The 23,399-nt window shown below is 74.1% G+C and carries 21 protein-coding genes; 18 read left to right on the plus strand and 3 right to left on the minus strand.

What is annotated here, in order from left to right:
- From ABT369_RS16720 to ABT369_RS16775, 12 genes are all read left to right on the plus strand, one after another.
- Complete coding sequence (locus ABT369_RS16720; RefSeq protein WP_350612775.1) at positions 1 to 762, plus strand: ABC transporter permease; 762 nt, start codon at positions 1 to 3, stop codon at positions 760 to 762.
- A gap of 66 nt (positions 763 to 828) precedes the next feature.
- Positions 829 to 1,713 (plus strand): LysR family transcriptional regulator, encoded by an 885-nt coding sequence (locus tag ABT369_RS16725; RefSeq protein ID WP_350612841.1) that lies wholly within the window; start codon positions 829 to 831, stop codon positions 1,711 to 1,713.
- 105 nt (positions 1,714 to 1,818) lie between these two features.
- Entirely contained in the window at positions 1,819 to 2,730 is a 912-nt protein-coding gene (locus ABT369_RS16730; RefSeq protein WP_350612777.1) for a dihydrodipicolinate synthase family protein, read from the plus strand.
- Between the two features lie 13 nt (positions 2,731 to 2,743).
- Entirely contained in the window at positions 2,744 to 4,834 is a 2,091-nt protein-coding gene (locus ABT369_RS16735) for a golvesin C-terminal-like domain-containing protein (RefSeq protein ID WP_350612779.1), read from the plus strand.
- Positions 4,835 to 4,848: 14 nt separating this feature from the next.
- On the plus strand, positions 4,849 to 5,409 hold the full coding sequence (locus ABT369_RS16740; RefSeq protein ID WP_350612842.1) for a LacI family DNA-binding transcriptional regulator: 561 nt from the start codon (positions 4,849 to 4,851) through the stop codon (positions 5,407 to 5,409).
- A 7-nt stretch (positions 5,410 to 5,416) separates the two neighbouring features.
- Positions 5,417 to 6,343, plus strand: coding sequence for an ABC transporter permease (locus tag ABT369_RS16745; RefSeq protein ID WP_350612781.1), 927 nt, complete (start codon positions 5,417 to 5,419; stop codon positions 6,341 to 6,343).
- An 8-nt stretch (positions 6,344 to 6,351) separates the two neighbouring features.
- The gene (locus tag ABT369_RS16750; protein WP_350612783.1) at positions 6,352 to 7,224 is read left to right on the plus strand and encodes an ABC transporter permease; all 873 of its coding nucleotides are present in this window, start codon (positions 6,352 to 6,354) and stop codon (positions 7,222 to 7,224) included.
- A 47-nt stretch (positions 7,225 to 7,271) separates the two neighbouring features.
- Positions 7,272 to 8,771, plus strand: coding sequence for an ABC transporter substrate-binding protein (locus tag ABT369_RS16755; RefSeq protein ID WP_350612784.1), 1,500 nt, complete (start codon positions 7,272 to 7,274; stop codon positions 8,769 to 8,771).
- Positions 8,768 to 10,609 (plus strand): MGH1-like glycoside hydrolase domain-containing protein, encoded by a 1,842-nt coding sequence (locus ABT369_RS16760; RefSeq protein WP_350612786.1) that lies wholly within the window; start codon positions 8,768 to 8,770, stop codon positions 10,607 to 10,609. Before ABT369_RS16755 ends, ABT369_RS16760 begins: the two co-directional genes overlap by 4 nt.
- The gene (locus ABT369_RS16765) at positions 10,606 to 12,204 is read left to right on the plus strand and encodes an FAD-dependent oxidoreductase (protein WP_350612788.1); all 1,599 of its coding nucleotides are present in this window, start codon (positions 10,606 to 10,608) and stop codon (positions 12,202 to 12,204) included. Before ABT369_RS16760 ends, ABT369_RS16765 begins: the two co-directional genes overlap by 4 nt.
- Positions 12,204 to 13,178, plus strand: a complete 975-nt coding sequence (locus ABT369_RS16770) for an ABC transporter ATP-binding protein (protein WP_350612790.1) — start codon at positions 12,204 to 12,206, stop codon at positions 13,176 to 13,178. The genes ABT369_RS16765 and ABT369_RS16770 overlap by 1 nt, the downstream gene beginning before the upstream one ends.
- Positions 13,175 to 13,936: an ATP-binding cassette domain-containing protein gene (locus tag ABT369_RS16775; protein WP_350612791.1), complete on the plus strand. Its 762-nt coding sequence runs from the start codon at positions 13,175 to 13,177 to the stop codon at positions 13,934 to 13,936. Before ABT369_RS16770 ends, ABT369_RS16775 begins: the two co-directional genes overlap by 4 nt.
- Here the strand turns inward: ABT369_RS16775 and ABT369_RS16780 are convergent.
- Complete coding sequence (locus ABT369_RS16780; protein ID WP_350612793.1) at positions 13,933 to 14,817, minus strand: NADP-dependent oxidoreductase; 885 nt, start codon at positions 14,815 to 14,817, stop codon at positions 13,933 to 13,935. The two genes, ABT369_RS16775 and ABT369_RS16780, sit on opposite strands and share 4 nt — an antisense overlap.
- A 61-nt stretch (positions 14,818 to 14,878) precedes the next feature.
- On the opposite strand from ABT369_RS16780, the gene ABT369_RS16785 reads away from it, so the two are divergent.
- Positions 14,879 to 15,403 carry a TetR/AcrR family transcriptional regulator gene (locus ABT369_RS16785; RefSeq protein WP_350612794.1) on the plus strand — a complete coding sequence of 175 codons (525 nt, stop codon included), beginning with the start codon at positions 14,879 to 14,881 and terminating at the stop codon, positions 15,401 to 15,403.
- 10 nt (positions 15,404 to 15,413) lie between these two features.
- Positions 15,414 to 15,773, plus strand: a complete 360-nt coding sequence (locus tag ABT369_RS16790) for a GntR family transcriptional regulator (RefSeq protein WP_350612796.1) — start codon at positions 15,414 to 15,416, stop codon at positions 15,771 to 15,773.
- On the opposite strand, the gene ABT369_RS16795 is transcribed toward ABT369_RS16790, so the two are convergent.
- Positions 15,770 to 16,663 carry a hypothetical protein gene (locus ABT369_RS16795; RefSeq protein WP_350612798.1) on the minus strand — a complete coding sequence of 298 codons (894 nt, stop codon included), beginning with the start codon at positions 16,661 to 16,663 and terminating at the stop codon, positions 15,770 to 15,772. The genes ABT369_RS16790 and ABT369_RS16795 overlap by 4 nt on opposite strands.
- Before the next feature lie 115 nt (positions 16,664 to 16,778).
- Here ABT369_RS16795 and ABT369_RS16800 point away from each other — a divergent pair, with 115 nt between their 5' ends.
- The 4 genes from ABT369_RS16800 to ABT369_RS16815 all read left to right on the plus strand — a co-directional run bounded on the left by ABT369_RS16800 (position 16,779) and on the right by ABT369_RS16815 (position 21,983).
- Positions 16,779 to 17,864: a GGDEF domain-containing protein gene (locus ABT369_RS16800; RefSeq protein WP_350612799.1), complete on the plus strand. Its 1,086-nt coding sequence runs from the start codon at positions 16,779 to 16,781 to the stop codon at positions 17,862 to 17,864.
- Positions 17,865 to 17,900: 36 nt separating this feature from the next.
- A complete protein-coding gene (locus ABT369_RS16805; RefSeq protein ID WP_350612800.1) occupies positions 17,901 to 18,746 on the plus strand; it encodes a hypothetical protein in 846 nt (281 codons plus the stop codon).
- 162 nt (positions 18,747 to 18,908) lie between these two features.
- Complete coding sequence (locus tag ABT369_RS16810; protein WP_350612802.1) at positions 18,909 to 20,684, plus strand: DUF6311 domain-containing protein; 1,776 nt, start codon at positions 18,909 to 18,911, stop codon at positions 20,682 to 20,684.
- Positions 20,685 to 20,768: 84 nt separating this feature from the next.
- Positions 20,769 to 21,983 carry an MFS transporter gene (locus tag ABT369_RS16815; protein ID WP_350612803.1) on the plus strand — a complete coding sequence of 405 codons (1,215 nt, stop codon included), beginning with the start codon at positions 20,769 to 20,771 and terminating at the stop codon, positions 21,981 to 21,983.
- Here ABT369_RS16815 and ABT369_RS16820 read toward each other — a convergent pair.
- Positions 21,973 to 22,896, minus strand: a complete 924-nt coding sequence (locus ABT369_RS16820; protein WP_350612805.1) for a hypothetical protein — start codon at positions 22,894 to 22,896, stop codon at positions 21,973 to 21,975. The genes ABT369_RS16815 and ABT369_RS16820 overlap by 11 nt on opposite strands.
- Between the last annotated feature and the right edge of the window lie 503 nt (positions 22,897 to 23,399).

Here is a 23,399-nt window from a genome sequence, read left to right on the forward strand (position 1 = left end):
ATGACCAGCCACTTCTTCGGCGACACCGCCGTGCTCACCAGACGCTCCCTGCGCCACATCACGCGCAGCCTGGACACCATCATCACCACCGCGATCATGCCGATCGCGTTCATGCTGCTGTTCGTCTACGTGTTCGGCGGCGCGATCAACTCCGGCTCGAAGTCCTATGTGGACTATCTGTTGCCCGGCATCCTGCTCATCACGGTCGCCTCGGGCATCTCGTACACCGCGTTCCGGCTCTTCCTCGACATGAAGAGCGGCATCTTCGAGCGGTTCCAGTCCATGCCGATCGCCCGCTCGTCGGTGCTGTGGGCGCACGTGCTGACCTCGCTGGTGGCCAACCTCATCTCGGTCGTGGCCGTCCTGCTCGTCGCCCTGCTCATGGGCTTCCGCTCCTCGGCGGGATTGGCGGCCTGGCTGGCCGTCGCCGGCATCCTGCTCCTGTTCACCCTCGCCCTGACGTGGATCGCCGTCATCCCCGGCCTCACCGCGAAGTCCGTGGACGGCGCGAGCGCGTTCTCCTACCCGCTCATCTTCCTGCCGTTCATCAGCTCGGCCTTCGTGCCGACCGCCACCATGCCCGGCCCGGTGCGCGCCTTCGCCGAGCACCAGCCGGTGACGCTGATCGTCAACGCGATCCGCGACCTGTTCACGCAGCGGCCGGTCGGCACCGGCATCTGGCTGGCGCTCGCCTGGTGCGTCGGCATCCTCGTCGTCGCGTACGCCTTCGCCATGGTCACGTTCCGCCGCAAGATCTCCTAGGACGCACGCCAGGCCCGGTCACCAGCGTGGACGGCCGGGCCAGGCGGTACCTTGGCGCTGGTGGAGATGCGCGAGATCGAGGCGTTCCTCGCGGTCGCCGCGGAGTTGCACTTCGGGCGGGCCGCGCAGCGGCTGCGCGTGACCACCTCCCACGTCAGTCAGACGATCCGCACTCTGGAGCGGCGCATCGGCGGGCAGCTGCTCGAGCGCACCAGCCGCCGGGTCACGCTCACCCCGCTCGGCCGGCAGCTGCGCGAGCAGCTCGAGCCGGCGCACGCGCAGCTTTTGGCCGCGATCGCCAACGCCCGCCAGCAGGCCGCCGCGCTGCGCGGGGAGCTGCGGATCGGCTATCACAGCATGACCGCCGGCGGCACGTTCGCCGCCGTCGCCGGGCGCTTCGAGGACGAGCACCCGGAGTGCGCCGTCAGCCTCATCGAGGTGCCGCTGAAGGACCCCTACGGGCCGCTCACGCAGGGTGACATCGACATGCTGGTCAGCTGGCGGCCGGTGGAGGCCCCGGCCGGCCTCGTGGTCGGGGCCATCCTGGACAGCCAGCCCCACGTGCTGGCCGTCGCGGCCGACCATCCGCTGGTCACCGCCGGCGAGATCAGCATCGAGCAGGTGCCGGACTGGCCGCTGACGCACACCGGCGAGGCCATCCACCCGGCACTGCTGCGCGCGATCGTGCCCGCCACCACGCCGGGCGGGCGTGCCCTGCGGCGGGCCGTCACCTCTCGCAGCCTGCACGACACCGTCCGGCTCGTGGCCACCGGGCGCGCCGTCCACCTGACCGTCGGGGCATTCCGGGCGTACGGCCTGGACGACCGGGTGACCACGATCGCGGTGCCGGACCTGCCGCCGGTGGACCGGGTGCTGCTGTGGCGGGCCGACGACCGCAGCCCCCAGATGCGGCAGTTCGCGGCCCTGGCGGGCACGCCTGTCGATTGTTAAGTGGCGGTTCATGATCGTGTAGCGAACCGGCGTTGATCTCCATCCGCTCCTGCACCGAAGGTGTGAGGACACCGCGTTACGGCGGTGTTAACGGCTGGAGGGTTCGTGAAGCACCTGCTCGGTGGCCTGGTGGTGCCACTGGTCACGCCGATGGCACGCCCCGGCGAGCCCTCCGCGGAGGCCGCCGCGCCCCTGCTGCGTGCGATGGCCGGCGCCGGAGTACGCCGGCTGATGCTGCTCGGCAGCAACGGCGAGGGGCCGCTGGTGCGCGCCGACCGGGTTCCCGGCTTCGTCGCCGGCGTCGCCGAGCGCTGGCGCGACCTGGTCGACGACGCCGTCGTGCTGGTCAACGTCACCGCCGCCGGCACCGACGAGGTTCGCCGGCGCGCCGAGGACGTCAACGGCCGCGGCGCCGACGCGCTGGTGCTCAGCCCGCCGACGTACTTCCGCCACCGCACGGACGAGGTCGTCGCCCACTACGCGGCCCTCGCCGATCACGGGCTGCCGGTCGTGGCCTACAACGCCCCGCGGTACGCCACCCCGCTCACCGAGGCCAGCATCGACGGCCTCGTCACGCTGCCGCACGTCGTCGGGGTCAAGGACTCCTCCGGCGACCCGGCGCTGCTGCGGTACCTCGTCGCCGCGGCCCGGCGCCGGCCCGGCTTCACCGTCAGCCAGGGCGACGAGCGCGGCCTCGCGGCGGCGCTGCGGGCCGGCGCCGGCGGCATCGTGCCCGGCACCGCCAACCTCGCCCCCGGCCTGGCCGTGGGCATGGTCGCCGCCCACGAGGCCGGCGACCTCGCCGAACTGGACCGGTTGCAGGAGCTGACCACCAGCCTCACCCGTCTGCACCAGGTCCGCCCCGGCGTCCCGGCGGTCAAGGCGCTGCTGCACCGCTGGGCGTTGTGCCCGCCGTACGTCGCACCGCCGCTGACCCCCTGCACCCCCCAGGAGACCCGCGCCCTCGCCGACGCGGTCCTCCCGCTGCGCCCGCACCTTCTCGACCCCACCGCCTGATGGGAGCACCCGCATGACCACGATCGGCCGACGGACGTTCACGCTCGGGCTGGCCGCCACCGCCGCCACCGTCATCGGCGGGACCGGCGCGTTCGCCGCACCGCAGGGCGGGCGCCACCGCCCCGACGAACCCTTCTTCGACGAGACCACGCTGTGGGACTCCACGGTGGACCCGCTGGAGAACTACCACGTGCACGGCCTCGTGGTGCTGCCGAACGACACGATCCTGGTGGCGACCGAGGGCCGGCACGAGGTCTGCGACGCCGGCCCCCGCGACCTGCTGATGCGCCGCAGCACCGACGGCGGCGACACCTGGGGCCCGACCCAGACCGTCGTCGCGTCCGCCGACGGGCAGTCCTGGGGCAACCCGGCCCTGCTCGCCGACCGCGTCACCGGCGAGGTCTTCCTGTTCTACAACCTGTCGCTGCGGCTGCCGGAGAACACCACCTGCTCCGGCGACAGCGCCGAGATGTACGTGGTCTCCAGCCGCGACGGCGGCCGGACGTGGGGCGAGCCCCGCCACCTCGCCGGTCTCTTCGACACGTTCCCCTACACGTGGGCGCTGCACAGCCCCGGACCCGGCCACGGCATCCAGCTGGACAACGGCCGGCTGCTGCTCAACGTGGCGCACCGCCGCGTGATCGTCGGCAACACCGTCGAGCAGCGCTTCTACGGCGTGGCCGGCATCTACAGCGACGACCACGGGCGCACCTGGAAGGCCACCGGCGAGATCCCCGTCTCCACCGGCTATCCGATCAACGAGGCCCGCGTCGTGCAGCGGCGCGACGGCGCGGTCGTCATCAACGGCCGGGCGGCCTCGGGCGGCAACCGGCAGCGCATCACCGCCGTCAGCGAGGACCGCGGCCTGACCTGGTCGGCGCCGAAGCTCGACGGCGCGACCGGGGTGTTCAACGCCGTCGACGCGAGCGTGGTGCGCTACACCGGCGGCCCGCGCAGCCGCGACGTCGACCGGATGCTGTTCAGCCGGCCCGACGCGCCGATGCGGTGGAACATGACCGTGTCGGTCAGCTACGACGAGGGCGTCAGTTACCGGTACAGCCGCATCGTCAACCCCAATCGTTCGTACTACTCCGACCTCGCCCGGCTCCGCGACGGCACCATCGTGCTGGTCTACGGCTGCGACGGCGACATCGCCAGCTTCCCCCGCCGCGTCGCCGTGGCCCGGTTCAACCTGCCGTGGCTCACCCAGGGCCGCGACAGCCTCGCCGGCGGCCCGCGGCTCACCGAGCACACCTACGACCTGGGCCGCACCGCCCCGCACGCGACCCTCCGCGGCGGCACCGTCGCCGTGGTGCGCGAGCCCACCGCCCGCGGCGGCGCCCGCGCCCTGTACACGCCGGCCGCGGCCGGGGACTCCATCGAATACCCGATCGAGGTGCCGCGCGGCGGGGACTTCGAGCTGTGGCTGCGCTACTACCGGCCGGTCGCGGGCGGCACCGTCGCCGTCACCGTCGACGGGCGGGCTCCGCGGGTCTCCGCGCTGGACACGACGGCGGAGAGCAGCGACGGCTACGACGTGGTGCGCCTGGACCGGATGCGGCTCAGTCCGGGCCGGCACCGGGTGCGCTTCGCCCTCGCCGGTCCCGGCCGGGGCGGCGGCACGCTCATCTCGCTCGACGAGCTGAGCGTGATCGAGGCGCCGGCCCCGGCCGACGTGCGCGAGAGCGTCACCGTCGACAACGGCGAGCAGGGCTACACGGTGGTCGCCGGCACCTGGTCGGCCGGCACCGGCGTCGCCGGGTACTACGGCAGCAACTACGCCTCGCACGCGGCCGGCACCGGCGGTGCCGTGGTGCGCTGGCGCCCGGCCCTGCCGGCCGAGGACCGCTACGAGGTGCGGGTGTCGTACACCGCCGCGTCGAACCGGGCCACCAACGCCCCGTACGTGGTGCACCACGCCGACGGCGACACCACGGCGCCGGTCAACCAGAAGCTCGCCGGGGCGCCGGACCCGCGCGGCGGGGAGTGGACGTCGCTGGGCGTGTTCCGCTTCCACGGCGGCATCGACGGTTCCGTCGAGCTGTCCGACGCCGCCGACGGTGTCGTCATCGCCGACGCCGTGCGCTTCGTGCGGCAGGGCTGAGCGGCGTGGTCGCGATGAGGGGCCGGGTCCGGCAGGTCGACATCGCCCGGCGGCTCGGCGTGTCCCAGACGACGGTGTCGCTGGTGCTGTCCGGGCGGGACGTCGCGATCGGCCCGCGGCTGCGGGAGCGGGTGCTGCGCGCCGCCCGGGACCTGGACTACCGCGCCGACCCGGTGGCCCGCAGCCTGGCCGGGGGAAGCAACCGGCTGCTCGGCGTGGCCACGTTCGCCCCGCTCGGGCCGGGCGGCCTCGGCCCCTTCGGCGCCGTGCTGGCCGGGATCGAGGCGGAGGCCGCCGCGACGGGCCACGACCTGGTGCTGTTCCCCGGCACCAGTGTCACCCGCCTCGGCCTGGCCGACGGCGGCCTGCTGCTCGGCGCGGACGCGGACCGGCGCGAGCTGGCACGGCTGATCGCCGACCGGTTCCCGTTCGTGTTCCTCGGCCCGCCGCGCGTGCTGGCCGCCGCCGGCGCCGAGCGGCCCGCCGCCTGCATCCCCGGCCGCCGCCACGGCGGCGAGGCGCTCGGCCGTGCCGCCGTGCGCATGCTCATCGACAAGCTCGACACAGGGAGGTGACCCGGCGATGGCCATGATGGTGATACGGCGCCTCGCCAGCGCGCTGGTCGTCATGTGGGGTGCCGCGAGCCTCATCTTCGTGGTGATCCGGCTGGCCCCCGGCGGCCCGGCGGTGGTACTGCTCGGCCCGGACGCCGATCCGGAAGCGGTGGCCGAGCTGACCGCCCGGCTCGGCCTGGACCGGTCGCTGCCCGAGCAGTACCTGACCTACCTGCTCGACGTCGTCCGGCTGGACTTCGGCGAGTCGTACCGGCTGGACATGCCGGCCATGGAGGCGGTGCTCAACCGGCTGCCGGCGAGCATCGAACTGGCCGCCACCGCCGCGGTGATCGCGGTGTGCGCCGGGCTGGCCCTGGGCCTGCTCGCCGGCTACCGCCGCGGCGGGGCGCTGGACCGCATCACCTCCACGCTGACCATCGGCCTGCAGGCGTTCCCGACGTTCTGGGTCGGCATCATGCTGATCCTGACCTTCTCGCTGGTGCTGCGGCTGCTGCCCAGCTCCGGCGTCGGCACCCCGGCGCACATGGTGCTGCCGGCCGTGACCCTGTCGCTGCCGTTCACCGCCATCGTGGCCCGGCTGACCCGCAGCAGCGTCGTGGAGGAGCTCGAGGAGCCCTACGCCGGCACCGCCCGCGCCAAGGGGCTCACCGACCGGCAGGTGCTGCTCGGCCACGCGCTGCGCAACTCGCTGATCCCGGTGCTGACCGTGGTCACCCTGCAGTTCGGCGCGCTCATCGGTGGCGCGGTGGTGGTGGAGAACGTGTTCGCCTGGCCCGGCCTCGGCTCGCTGATCGTCTCCGCGGTCGCCGGCCGCGACTACGCGGTGGTGCAGGCCGCGGCGCTGACCATCGCCGGGGTCATCGTGCTGCTGAACCTGGTCGCCGACCTGCTCAACGCCCGCCTCGATCCACGTATCCGGTTGGGGAACGCATGAGTGGCGCCATGAGTGAAGCCATCGGCCTGGTCCGGCTGCGGCGCGGCCGGCCACGCCGTACCGCCCTGTGGATCCCGCTCGGGATCGTCTCCGGCTACGTGCTCGTGGCCGTGCTCGGCCCGCTGCTGCTCGGCTACGACCACGTCGCCACACCGGTGGGCGACCGGCTGCGAGCGCCGGGCTCGGCCACCGCGAACGGCACGGCCTGGCTCGGCACCGACGGGCTCGGCCGCGACGTCGCCGCCCAGATCGTGTACGGCGCCCGCACGTCGCTGCTCATCGCCACCGTCGCGGTGACCCTCTCCGCGCTGGTCGGCATGACGGTCGGCGCCCTCGCGGGGCTCGCCGGCGGCTGGTCCGACGTGGTGATGTCCCGCGTGATCGACGTGCTGCTCACCTTCCCCGGCGTGCTGCTCGCGATCGTGGTCGCCGGCCTGTTCGCCCGCGGCCTGCCCACGGTCGTCCTGTCGCTGTCCATCACCGCCTGGACGCCGTTCGCCCGGGTGGCCCGCAACGTCACGCTCAGCATCAAGGAACGGGAATGGGTCAGCGCGGCCCGCCTCATGGGCGTGCCCCGCCTGGTCATCCTGGTGCGGCACGTGCTGCCGTTCGTCCTGCCGCCGATCGTGGTGATGGCGACGCTGGAGTTCGCGCTCGTCGTGCTCGCCGAGGCCGGCCTGAGCTTCCTGGGCATCGGGCTGCCGCCGAGCACCCCGTCGTGGGGGCAGACCGTCGCCAACGGCAAGGAGTACCTCGCCACCGCCTGGTGGATCTCCGCATTCCCCGGATTCGCGCTGTTCCTGCTCGTGGTCAGCGTCGGCCTGCTGGGCGACCAGCTGTCCGCGCGGCTCGGGCGCAACAGCCGCTCCCGTACGTCGTAAACCCCCGCCGACAGGAGTCAGATATGCACGCCAACCCGAAAGCCCTGATGAGACCCGCCCTGACTGCCGCCCTGGCCGCCGTCCTGGCCCTCTCGGCCCTCGCCGCCTGCAGCACGACCAGCGGTGGCGGCGACAGCGCGAAGCCGGACTCGATCGTGGTCAGCGGCACCTACCCGGTCGACTCCCTCGACCCGCACTCCGCGGCGGGCGGCTCGGCCGGCAAGGAGTTCACCGGCCAGTCCATCTACGGCCGGCTCACCCGCCCCGACGCCAAGGGCAAGATCGTCGCCGACCTGGCCACCAAGTGGACCCCGGACGCCACCGCCACGGCCTGGACCTTCAACCTGCGCAGCGGGCTGCAGTTCTCCGACGGCACCCCGCTGACGTCCGAGGACGTGGTCGCGTCGTTCCAGCGGCTGCTCGCCGGGGACAGCCCCAACAAGAGCAACTTCACCGGCGCCAAGATCGCGGCCCCGGACAAGGACACCGTGGTCATCACCGCGGCCAAGCCCGACGCGGCCCTGCCCAGCAAGCTCGCGATCTTCTTCGTCCTGCCCAAGACCATCGGCGCGGACTTCTTCAAGAAGCCGGTCGGCTCCGGGCCGTACGTGGTCAAGTCGTTCACCCCCGGAGAGCGCCTCGTGCTCACCGCCAACGACAAGTACTGGGGCGGCAAGCCGAAGATCGAGACCGTGACCGTGCGCACCATCCCGGACCTCTCCGCCCGGCTGACGGCGCTGCGCACCGGCGAGGTCGACCTCATCTGGGGCGTGCCCGACGACCAGCTCAAGACCCTCAAGGCCGACGCCGGCCTCAAGCACGAGTCGGTGCCGAGCCACCAGGTGTTCACGATGTGGTTCAACTCCTCCATCCCGGCGCTGGCCTCCCCGGCGGTCCGCAACGCGCTGTGGAAGGCCGTCGACTTCAAGACCATCATCGCCAGCCTGTACCCGGAGACCGGCGCGCTCGCGGTGGCCCCGGTCGCGCCGACGGTGTTCGGCTACAGCCCGCAGCAGCCCAAGACGTACGACCCGGCGGCCGCCAAGGCCGAGCTGAGCGCGGCCGGCTTCGACTTCGGCAAGCCGCTGCGGCTGCAGTTCGCCAACGCCGAGTTCCGTGCCTTCAACCAGGCGGTCGTGTCGGACCTGGCGAAGATCGGGGTGAAGGTCGACCTGCAGGAGAAGGAGCAGGCGGTGTTCATCAAGGACCTGCTGGCCATGGACTGGGACGTCAACTTCCAGCAGCTGGGCACCGCGGGGTTCGACGCCTCGGCCAACCTCGGCCGGCTCTACCCGTGCGCGGCCAAGCGCACCGGCTACTGCAACGCCGAGCTGGACAAGCAGCTCGCCGCGGCCGGCACCACCACCGACGAGAACGCCCGCGCGGCCGACTACGCCGCCGCGAGCAAGATCATCTGGGACGACGCCGTGGGCATGTACCCGATGACGGTCCAGATCGCGTACGTGTGGAACAAGCGGCTGGACGGGTTCACCCGCGACGCCAGCGGCTACCCGGACTTCTCCGCGGCGACGGTCAGCGCCAAGTGACCGCCTACGACGAGGTCCAAGCCCGCCTGGCCCGCGGCTGGAACACCTTCGACACCCGCAGCCTGCTCACCCAGGTGCTCCTGCCCGAAGGGCTCGCGGTCGCGCTGGGCATCAAGGAGTACTACCGCGGCAATGCCCTGCACCAGGTGCAGATCGGCCGCCGTGACGAGGACGCCGAGGAGGTGACGCTCGGCCCGCACGCCGTCGACGGCTCCTACACCGCGCTCACCGTGCGCTGGCGCGGCATCGAGCTGGACGTGGAGACCGCGCACGCCGGAGCGGACCTGGTGATCCTGGTGACCCCGCGGGCGAACCAGGCCCAGCCGGCGACGCTGACGGTGTCGGCCGGTCCACTGTGGAATCTCCCCGGCTCGGTCCGCCGCGCCGGGGAGGTCCTCGAGGCGTCGCTGCCCGGCCGGGACGAGCCGCTGGCCGTGCACACGACCGCCGCGCCGGTCGACGACCCGTACGCCGACCTGACCGGGCCGTACCTCGCGGTGCGCCTGGACGGGCCGGTCGGGGTGAGCACCGGCACCGCCCGGGACCTCGCCGGGATCGAGGCGGCCGTCGCCGCCGGCCGCGAACGGCTGCGGCCCGCGCCGGCCGGCACCGACGCGGAGCACCGGGACCTGATCCGCGACGCGATCGCCTGGAACACCGTGTACGAACCGGCGGGCCGGCGCGTGGTGACCACCGTGAGCCGGCTGTGGAACGTCGGCAAGCGCGGCGGGTACGCGCTGTTCTGCTGGGACAACTACTTCAACGCGCTGCTCGCCGGGCTGTTCAGCGCCGATCTCGCCTATGCCAACGCGGTGGAGATGACCCGCGCGCTCACCCCGGACGGGTTCGTGCCCAACGTCGAGCAGGGCACCGGCCGGCGCACGTACGACGGCTCGCAGCCGCCGGTCGGCGCGATGGTGGCCCTGCAGCTGTACCGCCGCTTCGGCGAACGCTGGTTCCTCGAGGAGGTCTTCCCCGGCCTGCTCAGCTGGAACCGCTGGTGGTGGCGGGTACGCCGGGACGGCGACCTGCTCTGCCTGGGCTCGACCGCGTTCGAGCCGCAGTGGCCGTCGCCGCAGGACGTTCCGCGGATCAACCAGCACTTCGGGGCCACCTGCGAGAGCGGCTGCGACGACCATCCGATCTTCGCCGACATCCCGTACGACCCGCAGGCCGGCCTGCTGCGCGCCCACGACATCGGCCTCAACAGCGAGTACGCGATGGACTGCGAGGCCCTGGCGGACATCGCCGCGATCCTCGGCCGCGCCGCCGAACGCGACGAACTGCGCGAGCGCGGCGCCGCGGTGGCGGCCGGCGTCGAGCGGACGCTGTGGCAGGAGGACACGGGCTCCTACCGCAGCCGGCGCACCGACACCGGCGCGTACACGCGCGACATCTCCCCGATGAGCTTCTACCCGCTGCTCGCCGGGATCGGCGCCGGCGGACGGGCCGCCCGAACCGTCGGGCGGTACCTGCGCGACGAGCGGTACTTCGGCGGCCGGTGGGCCATCCCGTCCACGCCGCGCATCGACGCCGAGTCGGCCTCCCACAGCTACTACTGGAAGGGCCGGGTCTGGCCGCCGATGAACTTCCTCGTCTACCTGGGCCTGCGGCGCGCGGGCCTGGCCGAGGAGCGGCGCTGGCTCGCCGAGCGCAGCGCGGACGTGGCGATGCGGGAATGGCGCGAGGCCCGGCACGTGCACGAGAACTACTCCGCCGCCAGCGGCGAGGGCTGCGACAAGGCCAACAGCGAACCGTTCCATTCCTGGGGGGCCCTGCTCAGCCTGATCCCCCTGATCGAAAGCGGCGACGCACCGTACTTCCAGGAGGGGTCATGAGCGTGGACGTCCTCGTCGTCGGCGGCGGACTCGGCGGGGTGGCCGCCGCGCTGGCCGCCCTGCGCCGCGGCCGCACGGTGCTGGTCACCGAGGAGACCGACTGGCTGGGCGGGCAGCTCACCGCCCAGGCCGTGCCGCCCGACGAGCACCCGTGGATCGAGCAGTTCGGCTGCACCGCCTCCTACCGCGCCCTGCGCGAGGCCATTCGCGAGCACTACCGGCGCTGGTACCCGCTGAGCGAGCGCGGCCGCGCCGCGCCGCACCTCAACCCGGGCGAGGGCACCGTCAGCCCGCTGTGCCACGAACCGCGGGTCGCCGCGGCGGTCATCGAGGCCATGCTCGCCCCGTGGACCGCCGCCGGCCGGTTGCGGGTGCTCTTCCGGCACCGCCCCGTCGCCGCCGACGTCGCCGGGGACCGGGTGCGGGCCGTGGTCGTCGAGGACGCCGACGGCAACCGGATCGAGCTCGCGGCGCCGTACGTCATCGACGCCACCGAGCTCGGCGACCTGCTGCCGCTGACCGGCACCGAGCACGTCACCGGCTTCGAGTCGCGCGAGCGGACCGGCGAGCCGCACGCCCCGGCCGAGGCGCAGCCGGACAACATGCAGGCCTTCAGCTGGTGCTTCGCCCTGGACCACCGAGCCGGCGAGGACCACACCATCGACAAGCCCGCCGAGTACCACTTCTGGCGCTCGTTCAGCCCGGAGTTCTGGGGCGGCCCGCTGGTGTCGCTCACCGCGCCGGATCCGCGCACGCTGCAGCCGTACGCGCGCTCGTTCGTGCCGAACGCCGGTCCGGACGGCGACATCGTGGCCGACCAGAGCCGCAGCGCCGGCGACAGCGAGCTGTGGGTCTTCCGCCGGATCGTCTCGCGGCGCATGTTCACCGACGGGCTCGCCGGCAGCGACGTCACCCTGGTCAACTGGCCGATGATCGACTACTTCCTCGGGCCGCTGATCGGCGTCAGCGAGGAGGAGAAGGCCAAGCACCTCGCCTCGTCCCGGCAGCTGAGCCTCAGCATGCTCTTCTGGCTGCAGACCGAGGCGCCGCGGCCCGACGGCGGCACCGGGTGGCCGGGCCTGCGGCTGCGGGGCGACGTCATGGGCACCGGCGACGGCTTCGCCAAGGCGCCGTACATCCGCGAGTCGCGCCGGATCGAGGCCGAGTACACGGTCGTCGAGCAGGATCTGTCGCTCGAGGTCCGCGGCGAGCGCGGCTCGGTGGTGTATCCGGACAGCGTCGGCGTCGGCGCCTACCGCATCGACCTGCACCCCTCGACCGGGCTGGAGACGTACATCGACATCGGCGCGACCCCGTATCACCTGCCGCTCGGCGCGCTGCTGCCGGTGCGGGTCGACAACCTGCTGCCGGCGGCGAAGAACATCGGCACCACCCACATCACCAACGGCTGCTACCGCATGCACCCGACCGAGTGGAACGTCGGCGAGGTCGCCGGCTCGCTCGCCGCGTACTGCCTGGAGCACCGGCTGTCGCCCCGGCAGGTGCGCGCCGACCCGCGCCGGTTCCAGGACTTCCGCGCCTCCCTCGTGCGCGCCGGCGTCGAGGTCGGCTGGCCCCGGATCGGCGGGTACTGATGGAGGCCCTGCTCACCGTGCGCGACCTCGTCGTCCAGGCCGAGCGGCCCGGCGCCGAACCGCTGCGGATCCTCGACGGGGTCGGCTTCGAGGTGCCCGCCGGGCAGACGCTCGGCGTCGTCGGGGAGTCCGGCAGCGGCAAGACCATGACCGCCACCGCCGTCCTGGGTCTGCTGCCGCACGGCCTGTCCGTGACCTCCGGCGCCATCGAGTTCGCCGGCACCGACCTGGTCGGCCTGCCCGAGCCGCGGCGCCGGGCGCTGCGCGGCAGCGACATCGCGATGGTCTTCCAGGACCCGCTGTCGGCGCTCAACCCGGTGCAGCCGGTCGGCCGGCAGGTCAGCGAGGTGGCCCGCCGCCGCGAGGGCCTGTCCCGGGCGGCCGCCGGCCGGCTCGCGGTGGAGCTGCTCGACCGGGTCGGCGTGCCGGACCCGGCCCAGCGGGCCCGCGCGTATCCGCATCAGCTGTCGGGCGGGCTGCGCCAGCGGGCCGTGATCGCGATGGCGCTCGCCGGGCGGCCGCGCCTGATCCTGGCCGACGAGCCGACGACCGCGCTGGACGTGTCGGTGCAGGCCCGCATCCTCGGGCTGCTGGCGAAGATCCAGGCCGAGGACGGCGTGTCGGTCCTGCTGATCAGCCACGACCTGCGGGTCATGGCGCACGCGACCCAGCACGTGGCCGTGATGTACGCCGGCCGGATCGTCGAACGCGGCGCCACCCGGGACCTGCTCGACGCGCCCCGGCACCCGTACACCGCGGCGCTGGTCCGCTCGGTGCCGGCGGTGCACACCCGCACCGCCGCGGTGGCGCCGATCCCGGGCAACCCGCCGAACCTGGCCGCCCTGCCGCCGGGGTGCCGCTTCCACCCGCGCTGCCCCCTCGCCGCGGACCGCTGCCGCACCGAGGCGCCGGCGCTGCGGGAGGTCGCGCCGGGCCGGCTCGCCGCCTGTCACTTCGCCGAGGAGGCGTCATGACCCTGCTGTCGGTCGAACAGGTCTGGACCACGTTCCGGGCGCCCGGCGGTCGCGGGCTGCGCCGCCCCGAGATCCAGGCGGTGGCCGGCGTCGACCTCACCGTCGCCGCCGGCGAGACCGTCGGGCTCGTCGGCGAGTCCGGCTCCGGCAAGTCCACCCTGGCCCGCACGATCGTCGGCCTCGAACGCGCGCGCCGCGGCCGGATCGTCTTCGACAGCACGAACGTCACCCGCGGCTGGCCCCGCGGCCTGCGCCGCGACGTCCAGATGGTGTTCCAGGACCCCCGCTCGTCCCTCAACCCGCGGATGCGCGTCGGTGACATCGTCGCCGACGGCCTGCGCGCCCGGCCCGCATCGGTGGCGGCCGACGTCGCGAAGCGCCTGGAACAGGTGGGCGTCGACCCCGCCCTCGCCACCCGCCGCCCGGCGGAGCTGTCCGGCGGCCAGTGCCAGCGCGTGGCGATCGCCCGGGCGCTGGCGTTGCGGCCTCGGCTGCTGGTGTGCGACGAGGCGGTGTCCGCGCTGGACGTGTCGGTGCAGGCCCAGATTCTCGCGCTGCTCGCGGACCTGCGCGCCGAACTGGGCCTGACGATGCTGTTCATCTCCCACGACCTCGGCGTGGTCCGCCAGCTCGCCGATCGCGTCGCCGTCATGTACCGCGGGCGGATCGTCGAGCAGGGCCCGGCCGAGCAGGTGTACGAGGAGCCGGCCCACGAGTACACCCGGAGCCTGCTCGCCTCGGCCCTCGAGCTGCACTAGGTGCCGATCTCGTAGGCGAGCTTGCCGCGGCGGGAGGTGGTCTCGAAGGCGCGGTGCGCCGCGGGCGCGTCGGACATCGGGTACGTGGCCTGCAGCGGCACCCGAATCCGGGCCGCCTCCGCCAGGCCGTGGTGGCCGCCGGGCTCCCCCGCCGGCTCGCCCATGGACAGGGCGGCGCCGAGCCCGGGCGCGGTGAAGTCGGCGATGCTCAGCACGCGGGCCGCGTCCCCGGTGGCCTCGATCAGCGCCGGCAGCAGCCCGCCCCCGGCCGTGTCCAGGGCACGGTCGAACCGGCCGGCGATCTCCCGGCCCAGGGGCTCGGCGCCCAGGGCGGCCACGAAGTCGGCGGCGTCGCTGCTGCCGGTGCCGTACACCCGGACGCCCCGCAACACCGCGAGCTGGACGGCGATGCTCCCCACCCCGCCCGCCGCGCCGGTGACGAGCAGGCGCATTCCGGGCTCGAGCGCGAGCCGGTCGAGGGCGCGCGTGGCCGTCTCCAGGCTCGTCGCCGCCGCGCCCGCCTCGGCCCACGGCAGGTGCGGGGGCCGGCGGGCCCAGTGGCGCAGGACGGCGAGCTGGGCCGTGGCCCCGCCCAGGGTCGCGAGCGGCACGATGCCGAAGACCTCGTCGCCGGGCGCCCAGCCGGTGACGCCGGGGCCGAGCTCGTCGATCACGCCGGCCGCGTCGACGCCGGGGATGTGCGGGCGCGGCAGCCGGGCCGCGGACGGGGACGTGCCGGCCCGCAGCGCGACGTCGACGGGTGAGACGCCCGCGGCGCGGACCCGGATGCGCACCTCCCCCGGGCCGGGGTGCGGGTCGGGGGCCTCGGCGAGCTGGAGGACCTCGGGCGGTCCGAACTGCGCGAACTGTACGGCGAGCATGCGGGCTACGGTAGGCACGTCCCCGCCGCACCGGCCGGAAGTGAGTGCCTTGGACTCGCAAGTGACTCGGAAACGGCGCGCGGACGCGCTGGAGAACCGCGACCGGATCGTGGCCGGGGCGCGGGCGGCGTTCGGGGCCGGCGGGCTGGACGTGCCGACCCGGGCGGTGGCGCGGACCGCGGGCGTCGGGGTCGCGACCGTCTACCGGCACTTCCCCAGCCGCGGGGAGCTCGTCGACGCGGTGCTGGACGAGCTCGTCGCCGGGTGCGAGCGGGACCTGCGGGCGGCGGTGGGGCAGGCCGATCCCCGGGCGGGGCTGGAGCTGGTGGTGCGGGGGTTCGCGGGGCGGCGCGTCGCGGCCGGCGGGCTGGGGGAAGTACTGCTGCGGCGTTTTCCCGCACAGCGGGCCGACCATGCCGCGCAGCTCGACGCGCTCGTCGCGCGGGCGGTCCGGGCCGGCGTGGTGCGCGACGGGCTGACGGTGCGCGACGTGCGGGCCGGGCTCATGGGGATCGCGGGGGTCGGCGCGGTGCCCGAGGCGGCGACGCGGCTCACGGAGGTCGTGCTGGCCGGGATATTGGCGTGATACTGGCGTGATGTTCGTCATCGACGCGGGGTCGGCGGTGCCGCCCTTCGAGCAGCTGCGGCTACAGGTCGCGGCCCGCATCCGGGACCGGTCGCTCGCCGTGGGCACCCGGCTGCCGACGATCCGCAGCCTCGCGGCCGAACTGGGGCTCGCCGTGAACACCGTCGCCCGCGCGTACCGCGAGCTGGAGGACGCCGGGCTGATCGAGACCCGCGGCCGGGCCGGCTCCTACGTGACCGCGGCCGGGCAGGCGGCGCTGGAGCGGGTGCGGCGGGCGGCCGAGCAGTTCGCGGCCGTCGTCGCCGCCTCCGGGATCGGCCCCGAGGAGGGGCTGCGGATCGCGGAGGCGGCGCTCAACGTCAAGACCTAGCCGGCGACGGCCATCGACTGGAGCATGAGCTTCGCCTGGATGGCCGCGGCCGAGGGCTCCATGGGGTTGAACATGAAGGCCAGCAGCGCGTCGGTGCCGACCCAGGCGCAGATCGACAGCGTCACCCCGGTCGCGTCCGTCTTCTGACACTCGGCCTTGCCGCCGAGCTTGCCCGGGTCGAACGGTGTCGAGTCGCTGCCGGTGCCGCCGAGGGACTTGAAGGCGCCGTCGAAGAAGTCCTTCAGCTGCTTGTCCGGGCCGCCGATGCTGAACCCCGAGCCGGTGCCGCCCCAGGCCACGACGACCTGCGAGGTCTTCTGGGTGTTCTGGTACTGCGCGGCGAACGGGTTCTGCACGCCGGCATCCGTCATCTGCTGGCTCATCGTCTTGGCCTGGTCCTGGTTGGACTGCTTCTTCCAGTTGCCGATGGTGGCCGGGTCGGTGAGCGTGACCTTCGGGGTCTTCGGGGCGCTCGTGGTCCGGGTCGCACCGGGCGACGCCTGCGGCTTCGCGCTCCCGGTCGTCGAGGAGGCCGTCGGGGTCTTCGCCTCGTCGTCCTTGGACAGGTTGACGTAGGCGATCGCGCCGACGCCGCCGCACAGGACGACCACGATCGCGGCGATGCCCACGCCGATCAGCAGGCCGTTGCCCTTCTTCTTGGGCGGGGGCGTGTAGAGCGGCGGCGGCTGGTTGTAGCCATAGCCCTGGTCGTAGGACGGGGGCTGCTGGTACGCGGGGGGCTGCTGGTAGGAGGGCGGCTGCTGCCCGTACCCCTGGTCGTACGCCGGGGGCTGCTGGCCGTAGCCCTGGCCGTATCCCTGGCCGTAGGAGGGCTGCTGCTGCTGGCCATAGGGGTCGTAGTTCGGCTGGGGCGCGTAGGGGTCAGACATGAAAGCTCCTCGGCACTACTGAAGACCCCGCGCAGCATAGTCGGCCCTCGCTACACCTGGTGTCCGATAGTGGGCGAACGCTCAGCTTCGCACCCTCGCCGCCGATCGGCATTCGGTGTGGCGCGCGGCGGTCCGGCCCCTGATCCACGCGCGCGACCGGGTGGCGGCGACGCGGGCGGTGGCGTACTTCCTCATGGCCGGCGGCTCGGTCGTCGGCGCCTGCGCGCTGCTCGTGCCGGGGTTCGCGGGCGGCTCGACGCTCGGCGTGCTGACCACCGAGGCCGTGGCCGGGGCCATGGTGGCCGCGGGCGCGCTGTGCCGGCTGGCCCCGCAGCGGGTGCCGGAGCCGTTCTGGGTGATCGTGCCGTTCCTGGCGGTCCTGCTGATCGGCGTCCTGAACCTCGTCACGCGGGACGTGAGCGTCAGCGCGCACCTGTACTTCCTGTGGCCCCTGCTGTACGCCGCGACCTTCGTCCGCCGCGACATCATGTACGTCCTGCTCGTCGCGGCCAGCCTGACCGACGCCGCGGTGACCTTCTGGATCAAGTCCGACGTGACCGCCGTCACCGACATCGCCGCGCTCGTCACCGCCTACGCCGTGTCCACGATCGTCGTGTCGAAGCTGCAGGCCCGGTCCGAGGCGCTGGTCACCCGGCTCGAGGAGCAGGCGCTCACCGACCCGCTGACCGGGCTGCCCAACCGGCGCGCGTTCGACCTGGACCTGGGCCGGGCGCTGCACGCCGGGGCCGAGCGCGCCCTGCTCATCATCGACGTCGACCACTTCAAGACGATCAACGACACCTGGGGGCACGGCACCGGCGACGCCGTCCTCACCCGCGTGGGCACGGCCCTGCGCGCGGCGGCCGGGCCCGGCGACTGCCCCGCCCGGCTCGGCGGCGACGAGTTCGCGGTCGTGGTCACCGGCGGCGAGGAGCGCGCCCGGGCCGTGGCGGCGCAGGTGCGCGCGCACGTGGCGAGCAGCTCGGACCTGCCCGACGGGCTGCCCACGCTCAGCATCGGCCTCGCCACCACCGCCGACCTGCCGGCGCCTACCGCCGAGGCACTGCTGGCCGCGGCCGACCGGGCCCTGTACGACGCCAAGGTGCACGGCCGCAACCGCGTGGCGTCGAGCAGCACGCGCGACGAGCGGCGCAAAGATCCTCGTTTTCTGACTACAAGGAGTAGCGACGGGTATACATAGGGTGACTGCTACCGAGACCAACGGGGGTTTCACCCAATGCCTGCCAGCAAGAGCAAACGGCGACTGCCGGTCGCGGTCGGGGCCGCCAGCTTCCTCGCCGTGCTGACCGCCGGCGTTGTCCACCAGACCGGAGCCGACGCGCAGACCGTGCCCGGCGGGGTGCGCGCGGCCGGGACCATGGCGCCGGACCCCGCGCTCAGCGCATGGACGACGGCCTACCCGGGCGCGCCCACCGCCACGGCGACGCCGTGCCCGACCGACACGTTCGGCAACCCCGGGATGCCGAACCCGGGCGGCACGATCGTCATGCCGCCGAGCCTGCCCGCGCCGGGCGCCTCGGTGATCATTCCGCCGGGCGTCTTCGACACGCCGAGCGGTCCCGCGGGCGCGGTGGAGGAGACTCCGTCGACGCTGCCGACGCAGGACCCGATCCCGGACCCGACCACCATGCCGGGCGTGACGCCGACCTTCGGCGGGGACGTCGTGCCGGCGCCGACCGACACAGTGAACCCACTGCCGACCGGCACAGTAACGGCCCCGGTGCCGGCGCCGGCGGACACCTGCGCCACCGCGCCGATGCCGGCGCCGACCGACACGTTCGGCAACCCGGTCCCGATGCCGACCGACACCATGAGCCCGACGCCGGTGCCGATGCCGACGGACACGTTCGGCAACCCGGTGCCGCAGCCGACGGACACGCTGCCCGTGCCGATGCCGACCGACACGCTGAACCCGGGCCCGGTGCCGACCGACACGATCAACCCGGTGCCGGTGCCGACCGACATCAACGGCAACCCGATCCCGCTGCCGGCCCCGACCGACACGTTCGGGGCCCAGCCGGTGCCCATGCCGACGATCACCTACACCGAGCGCGGCCGGTAGGTAGCGGCCGTTCGGCGGCGGCGAACGACGCGGGGCGGGTCCGGGTTCCCGGATCCGCCCCGCTGATATTGTCACGCGATGTTGACGGGTACGGCCGGCTCTGACGACACAGACGACACGACCGCACCTGCCACCGGCAGGCTCGTGCGACAGCGCGGCAGAGTGCCGCAGGAGACCAGCGAGGAATCGGACAGCATCGCCGCCATCACCACCACGCGGACGTCCAGCCGCCGGGCCGACCTGCTCGCGCTCGGCAGCTACCTGCTGGGCGCGCTGTTCGTGGTCGCGCCGATCCTGGCCCACTACGGCCGGCGGATGCCGATCAGCCCCGGCGACCGGGCCCAGGCCGAATACTTCCTGGCCTGGTCGGCCCGGGTGGTCTCGCACGGCGAGAACCCGTTCCACATCGTGCAGTACAACGCGCCCCTCGGCGTCAACGGCATGGCCAACACGAGCGTCCTCGGCCTCGGGCTGCCCCTCTCGCCGATCACGCTGCTGTTCGGGCCGCAGGTCACGTTCGACATCCTGATCGTGCTCGGCATCGCCGGGACCGCGGCCGCGTGGTACTGGGTGCTGTCCCGGCACCTGGTCGCCGGCCGGACCGCCGCCTGGGTCGGCGGGCTCGTCGGCGGGTTCGCGCCCGCGGTGACCTCGCACGCGTCCTACCACGTGAACCTCGTCGCGCAGTTCCTGGTACCGCTGCTGGCCTGGCGTTCCCTGAAGCTGCTCGAGGGCCGCCCCGTGCGCAACGGGCTGATCCTGGCCGCGCTCGTCGTCTACCAGGTCTTCATCAACGAGGAGACGCTGTTCCTGGCCGCGCTCGCGATCGGGGCGGTGCTGATCCTCTACGCGGTGCAGCGCCGCGACCGGGTGCGGGCCGCGCTCCGGCCGCTCGCGGCCGGGCTCGGCGTGACCCTGGGCGCCTCCATCGTGGTGCTCGCCTACCCGCTGTGGTTCCAGTTCTTCGGCCCGGGCGCGTACAACGGTGGCGAGAAGTACATGACCACGTTCCGCATGGACGTGCTCGGCATGACGTCGTACGGCAGCAACAGCGTGGCCGAGCGCCTGCGCCGCTTCGGCGAGCCCCCGCCGCCGCTGGGCGCGGAGGAGCACGGCTACCTCGGCTGGGCCCTGGTGCTGCTGCTGGTCGCACTGGTCATCTGGCAGTGGCACGACGTGCTGGTGCGCTGCCTGGCGATCACCGGCCTCGCCTTCCAGATGCTGGCCTGGGGCACCCCGCTGCAGTTCCAGGGCCGCGACACCGGCGTGCCCGGCCCGTTCTGGGTGCTGCAGCACATGCCGCTGTTCGACACGCTGCTGCCGACCCGGCTCGGCGAGGTCACGAACTGGGCGGTCGTGCCGATCCTCGCGATCGGCGTGCAGCGGCTGATCGACCTGCGCGGGCTGCCGGTGCGCACGCGGCGGCTGTTCCTGGTCACGGCGCTCGCGGCGGCGCTGGTGCCGGCCGCGCCGATGCCGATCAAGGTCGTGACGCGGCCCGCGATCCCGCAGTTCGTGGCGGCGGGGACGTGGAAGCAGTACGTCGGCGCGGATCAGACGGTGCTCATCGTGCCGCTGCCGCAGTGGGACTTCCCGACGGCGATCTTCTGGACCGGATCGACCAACACGAACATGAAGGTCTCGCACGGGTACTTCCTGGGCCCCGCCGACGGCGTCACCGGCCACCACGCCTTCGTCGGGCCGGTGCTGCGCCCGACCGACCGGCTCTTCACGCAGGCGATGTACCAGCAGACGGCGCCGCCGGTCACCGACGCCGACCGGGCGCAGGCGCGGGAGGATCTGCGGTACTGGCACACGTCGCTGATCCTGGCCCCGGAGGGCGCGCAGTGGACCGCGGTGCGCACCACGCTCACCGCCCTCTACGGCCCGGGCACCAACACCGGCGGCCTGTGGATGTGGGACGTCCGCTCGCTCTAGCGGCCGGTGCCGGTGACCCGTAGCGGTTGACAGATCGCGCTCCGCGCGCGTCCATCGAGTAATGCCGATCGAGGACGCGCGCGGGTGAGGCGCGTGCTCGCCGTGCCGGCGGCCCGGACGTACCTGCTCGGGCAGACGGTGTCACTGCTCGGCGACTCGACCCTGTGGCTGGCCATGAGCGTGTGGGTCAAGACGCTCACCGGGAGCAACGCGGCGGCCGGGCTGGTGTTCCTCTGCTTCACCGCCCCGGCGCTGCTCGGGCCCGTGGCCGGGGCGCTGGTCGACCGGTTCCGCCGGCGCTCGCTGCTCATCTGGGCCAACGCCGCGGCGGGGGCGGCCGTGCTGCCGCTGCTGGCGGTGGACGGCCCGGGCCGGATCTGGCTCGTGTACTGCTCGATGGCGCTGTGCGGCGCGGCGTACACCCTGCTCACCCCGGCCCAGTCCGCCCTGCTGGTCTCGATCGTCCCCCGCGACCTGCTCGCCGACGCCAACGGCCTGCTGCGCACCGCCCAGGAGACGCTGCGCCTGGTCGGGCCGCTGCTCGGGGCCGGGCTGTTCGTGGCGGCCGGGCCGAAGGCGGCGGTGCTGGTCGACGTGGTCAGCTGCGCCGTGCCGATCGCCTGCCTGCTGCGCCTGCGGGTCGAGGAGCGGCGGCCGGAGCGGTTCGCGGGCGGGGGCGGCGGCCTCGGGTTCATCGCCCGCTCGCCCCGGCTGCGGCCCGTGGTGCTGGCGGCGGCGGGCGCGCTGTGCGTCTTCGGCTTCAGCGAGACCACCGTGTTCGCGGTCGCCGGGCAGGGCCTGCACCGCTCCCCCGCGTTCGTCGGGGTGCTCGCCGCCGTGCAGGGGGCGGGGGCGCTGGTCGGCGGGCCGAGCGCGGCGCCGCTGGCGCGGCGGCTGGGCGAGGCGCGCCTGATGGCCGCGGGCATGCTGGCCGGGGCGGCGGGGGCACTGTTGCAGGCGGTTGCGAACCATGCGGCGGTACTGCCCGGAGCCGCGCTGTTCGGCATCAGCCTGCCCTGGCTGGCGGTCGGGTTCACCACCCGCCTGCAGCGCGCCACGCCCGACCGGATGCAGGGCCGGGTCTTCGCGGCCGCGACCATGCTGGTGACCGTGCCGCAGACCGCGTCGATCGCGCTCGGGGCCGGGCTGATCGCCGTGACCGGCTACCAGGCGCTGCTGGCGACCATCGCGGTGGTGCTCGTGCTGTGCGCGGCGTACCTGTTCGCACAGCCGCCCGAGCCTTCGGGGCCGGCCGGGCCACCGGCCGCAGGGCATCGCCGCGCCGAGGTCAGCCCATGACCCTCGCGCCGTAGGCGGTGGCGACGGACAGCAGGGCGCGGGCGGTCCGGGCCCGGCGCAGGTCCGCGGCGGTCAGGGCGCGCCAGTCCGGGGGCAGGGCGTGCAGCTGCGCGACCGTCATCGGCAGGTGACCCAGGCTCAGCCGGGTGAGGTCGGCGGCGTGGGGCTTGGCGGCGCGGGCGGTCAGGCTGCGCACGAACCACATCCAGCGCCAGACCCACTCCTCGCGGGGCCAGGCGCCCGCGTCGGCGGCCTGGTCGAGCAGCCACAGCTCCAGGCCGGCCCAGTCGGCCGCGTGGTCGGGGTCGCCGAAGCGCAGGGTGGCGAGCGGGTGCAGCAGGGAGGTCCACCAGTCGGCCGCCTCGGAGGTGTCCGGGACCCGGTCGGCGAGCCACTCGGCACGCTCGGTTCGCGGCAGCGGGAGCAGCAGGGACAGGCTCTCGCAGACCGCGCGCCAGCGGGCCTCGGGCAGGGCCGGGAGGTCGGGCACGGGCCAGACGGGCGCGGCGATCGCGATGACGGTGCCGTCGTCGGCGGCCGTGACGGTCGAGCCGCTCAGGGGCGCCCGCAGGGTCTGGCCGGTGACGCCGGCCCGGGTCGCGGGCAGCTGGACCAGGCTCTGCCCGGCCCGGCGCAGCTCCTCCCGGAGGTCGTCGAGGCGGACCCGGGCCGGGAGCCGGTCGGCCCGCACGACCAGGAAGCGGCCCTGCCACGGCTCGTCGGGGCCGAGGCGCTCGTAGTGGACCTCGACGTCGCCGAAGTCCCGGTACATGCCGTCGGGGCCCGCGTGCTCGGCGAACTCGGCGCCCAGGGTGGCGGCGAGGGCGTGGATCGGGGCGTCGGCGCTCAGGCCCTGCACGCGGGCGGTGGCGAGCGCCTCGGCACACAGCTCGATGGGTCCGGGGGCGCTCATTGCGGCCCCCCGCCAGCACCGAGCCGGGCCCGGCGCGCGGCCGCGTTCGCCGCGCGCGGGGATGCAGTGAGATCGAAGATCGCCAGCGCCACGCCAGCGATCGTACGCACCCGTGCAAAGGGGCGCCCGGCGCTTGCCGATCACGGCCCGGGACGGGGTCGATGCGCTGGGTGGCCACCGGCGGCCTGGCACGCCATACGGCCGGCCACGGCCCGGACACGCGGCGCGAACTCGGGCCCATGGCGCGCGCCCGGACACGGCGCGCGCTCAGACACGGCCCGCGCTCAGACACGGCCCGCGCTCAGACACGGCCCGCGCCCGGACACGGCCTGCGCTCAGACACGGCGCGCGCCCGGACACGGCGCGCGCCCGGACACGGCCCGCGGACGGACACGGCCCGCGGACGGCGCGACCAACCGCGCGACCCACAGGCGCGGCGACCAACCCGCACGGCCAACGCACGGCGCAACCGCCTGCGCAACCGCCGCAGCACCGCGGCAACC

This window comes from Dactylosporangium sp. NPDC000244, assembly GCF_040300725.1.
Lineage (GTDB): Bacteria > Actinomycetota > Actinomycetes > Mycobacteriales > Micromonosporaceae > Dactylosporangium.